Source organism: Pseudomonas sp. B3G-3 (assembly GCF_028640915.1).
Taxonomy (GTDB): Bacteria; Pseudomonadota; Gammaproteobacteria; order Pseudomonadales; family Pseudomonadaceae; genus Aquipseudomonas; species Aquipseudomonas chlororaphis_I.
Genome location: NZ_JAQZAB010000013.1, coordinates 1 through 678 on the forward strand (window position 1 = coordinate 1; position 678 = coordinate 678).

General features: G+C 63.3%; 1 pseudogene. It reads right to left on the reverse strand.

What is annotated here, in order from left to right:
• Nucleotides 1-678: pseudogene (locus tag PVZ80_RS00175) on the reverse strand (SGNH/GDSL hydrolase family protein); the annotation flags it as partial.

A 678-nucleotide genomic window follows, 5' to 3' on the forward strand; every position in this document is an offset into this window, starting at 1 on the left:
TTCGAGCTTCTGCCGATAGGCGCCGGCCAGCACGCCCACTCGCCAGGCCTCGTCGAGCCGATAGCTGCCTCCGATGTTCAGGTTGAAGCCATTGCCGTCGGCACTGGCGCCGCTGCGCTGGCTGTCGAAGTCCTGGTGCTGGCCACCCGCGGCGACAATCGCCCGCCATTGACCCACGCCCTGCCAGTTTTCCCAATCGGCCTGCCATTGGTTGCGCAACTCATCCTGGTGCGCACGCAGGGTGCCCTGGGCCATTTCCGGGAGCAGGGTGATTTCCCAGGGCGCTGCCAGCAGGGAGTAAGCGTAATCGGCGATCAGCCGCTGGCCGGCTTCGGTGGGGTGGACCGAGTCGTTATAGATCAACTTGCTCGGGTCAGGTGTGGCGCTGTGAATGCCATAGCGGGCGTTTTCCGTACAGCCATTGCCACTGAAGCAGGTGGCGGTGAGATTCTGATCGGTGGCCAGGCCGAACTGTGCCGGGTTGGCGAAGCTTTCCTTCAAGAGCACGGGAATATTGAGGGGAATGACTTCGGCATCGACCGTCTGTAGTTGCCGCACCAACTCGGTGTTGAACTGGGCGCTGAGTTGGGAGGTGAACCCTTGCAACGGGCTGCCGTTGATCGCCGGGGTCAGGCCGATATCCGGCAGCAGCCAGACCATGATGTAGCGGGCGCCGGC